At 64.8% G+C, this 2,683-nt stretch carries 3 protein-coding genes; 1 reads left to right on the forward strand and 2 read right to left on the reverse strand.

Going from position 1 to position 2,683, the window contains the following annotated elements; all coding sequences use genetic code 11:
* On the reverse strand, nt 1–744 hold a 744-nt coding region (locus MOV75_RS33735; RefSeq protein WP_247007501.1), incomplete at its 3' end, for a nitronate monooxygenase.
* 376 nt (nt 745–1,120) lie between these two features.
* On the opposite strand from MOV75_RS33735, the gene yghU reads away from it, so the two are divergent.
* Complete coding sequence (gene yghU / locus MOV75_RS33740; protein ID WP_246926833.1) at nt 1,121–1,996, forward strand: glutathione-dependent disulfide-bond oxidoreductase; 876 nt, start codon at nt 1,121–1,123, stop codon at nt 1,994–1,996.
* Nucleotides 1,997–2,082: 86 nt separating this feature from the next.
* Here the strand turns inward: yghU and MOV75_RS33745 are convergent.
* Nucleotides 2,083–2,683, reverse strand: a 601-nt coding sequence (locus MOV75_RS33745) for an N-acetyltransferase (protein WP_309486990.1), incomplete at its 5' end; no start/stop codon positions are given.

A 2,683-nucleotide genomic window follows, 5' to 3' on the forward strand; every position in this document is an offset into this window, starting at 1 on the left:
CACCGAACCGGTCCAGGCGCCGGCCGCGCCCATCGCCATGCAGGCCGCCATCTGCCGTCCGGTCATGATGCCGCCGGCCGCGAGCACCGGCACGTCGCGGATCTTCTTGATCGCATTGATCACCTCGGGCACCAGCACCATGGTCGAGACCTCGCCGCAATGCCCGCCGGCCTCGGTGCCCTGCACCACGAGGATGTCGACACCGGCCGCGACCTGGCGCAGCGCATGCTCCTTGGCGCCGACGAGCGCTGCGACCGGCACGCCGTGTTTCTTGCCCATCTCGATCATCGCCTTCGGCGGCACGCCCAGCGCGTTGGCGATCAGCCGGATCGGATGGTTGAAGGAGACCTCGAGCAGCTGCAGCGCCGTCTTCCCGTCGAAGGGCTGCGGCTGGTTGGCGTCCACGTCAGTCGTGATCAGCTCGATGTCGTACTTCCTCAGGAGATCACGCGTGTAGCTGCGGTGCTCCTGCGGTACGCGCGCTTCAAGGCTCTTCCAGGTGACGTCCTTCTCGCCTGATGTAGAGATGTTCTCGGGAATCAGCACGTCGATGCCGTAGGGCTTGCCGTCGACGTGATCGTCGATCCATTTCAGCTCGCGTTCGAGCGTATCCGGTGTGTGGACGGTGGCACCCAGCACACCGAAGCCACCGGCGCGGCTGACAGCGGCGACGACGTCGCGGCAATGGCTGAAGGCCAGCAGCGGGAACTCGATGCCCAGCATGTCGCAGATCGGCGATTTCATGGCTCTCTCCCGGCGGCCTTGGCGTTCTCGTTGCTTTCGCTGGCGAAGCAAAGTGACGCGACCCGATCGATGACATGCCGGATTCGGCGAGGCATCTTGTGTGTAGGCGTCGCGTCATCCGAAGGCCGCCGCCTCCATGGTGAGCTGCGTCATTCCAGGGCGCGCGCCAGCGAGAACCCGGAATCCACCTCTCCAAGCAGCCCCGCGGCCCGATGAATTCCGGGTGCGCCCTGCGGGCGCCCCGGAATGACGGGGAAGGGGCTTGCCATGACAAAACGTGAAGTTGCCCCGCCCGGCAATGCGTTGCGGTGCCCTTGCCATCGGCTATTCCCGGGCTAATTAATGCAGGCGCATCTTTCCGCCGGAGCCCCCTCGCATGACCGACACCCCCGCCTACGTGCCGCCCCACGTCTGGACCTGGAACAAGGAGAATGGCGGGCAGTTCGCCAGCATCAACCGCCCGATCGCCGGCCCGACCCACGATAAGCAGCTGCCGGTTGGCAAGCATCCCTTCCAGCTCTATTCGCTGGCGACGCCGAACGGGGTGAAGGTCACGGTGATGCTGGAGGAGCTTCTGGCGCTCGGCCACAAGGGTGCCGAATACGACGCCTGGCTGATCAACATCGGCAACGGCGACCAGTTCGGCAGCGGTTTCGTCGACATCAACCCGAACTCGAAGATTCCCGCGCTGATGGACCGCTCCGGGCCGGAGCCGATCCGGGTGTTCGAGTCCGGCTCGATCCTGTTTTACCTCGCCGAGAAGTTCGGTGCCTTCCTGCCGAAGGATATCAAGGCCCGCACCGAGGCGATGTCCTGGCTGTTCTGGCAGATGGGCAGCGCGCCCTATCTCGGCGGCGGCTTTGGCCATTTCTACGTCTACGCGCCGACCAAGATCGAATACGCCATCGACCGCTTCGCGATGGAGACCAAGCGCCAGCTCGACGTGCTCGACCGGCGCCTCGCCGACAACGAATACCTCGCGGGCAAGGACTATACGATCGCCGACATGGCCGTGTGGCCGTGGTACGGCGCGCTCGCCAAGGGGCTGGTCTATGGCGCCGGCGAATTCCTCTCGGTGCAGGACTACAAGAACGTGCAGCGCTGGACCGACCAGATTGCGCAGCGCCCCGCCGTCAAGCGCGGCCGCATGGTCAACCGCGTCTCCGGCGATCCCGCCAGCCAGCTCCACGAGCGGCACGACGCCAGCGATTTCGAGACCAAGACGCAGGACAAGATCGCACCGGCGACCTAGGTGCGTAGGGCGGATTAGCCGAAGGCGTAATCCGCCATCCCTTGGAGATTGCTCGGCGGATTACGCTTCGCTAATCCGCCCTACGATCAATCCGGCAGCATCTCGCCGGAGCCGCCGAGCTCCGCCGGCAGGTCGGCAAATTTCGGCAAGCCATCCCGGACCGACACCATCTTGCTTGCGTAGTTCGCATGCAGGGTGGGCTGGTGTTGGTATCCCTTCAGTAGATTGGCGTAGACGTCGATCAGCCGCATCCGCGGATGCTCGGTCATGACGTGGCCGCCGCAGCGTTTGCAGAATTTTCGGTAGGAGTGCTCGGTCTTGTTGAACGTCCCGAGCTCCGCCTCGCCCTTGGTGATGCGCACACTGTCCGACTTCCAAAGGCTGAAAGCGTTGATCGGCGCCGCTGACCACGCCTGGCAGTCGGCACAATGGCAATAGCCCGCAAACATCGGCTTGCCGGTCACGTCGACCTCGACAGCTCCGCAGAAGCAGCCAGCGCGATAGCTCTCCTGCGGCTCTGCCTGCGCGTCGTCGCCCTCGGCGAGGAGATCGTTGTATTCAGGATTCTTGCGCATGAAATTGCGGATGAAATCGCACTCGACGGAGAGCTTGCGCCCCTGTGCCCGCACTGCGTCCAGCGTGGCGCGGCCAAGCTTCGAGCCGATGCCGCGGCCGCCGAGCTCCGGC

It is taken from the genome of Bradyrhizobium sp. PRIMUS42 (genome assembly GCF_023006515.1).
Classification (GTDB): Bacteria; Pseudomonadota; Alphaproteobacteria; order Rhizobiales; family Xanthobacteraceae; genus Bradyrhizobium.

Excerpts from the sequence above, each read along its gene's own strand:
- yghU (WP_246926833.1), top strand. The coding sequence starts at position 1,121 with ATGACCGACACCCCCGCCTACGTGCCGCCCCACGTCTGGACCTGGAAC.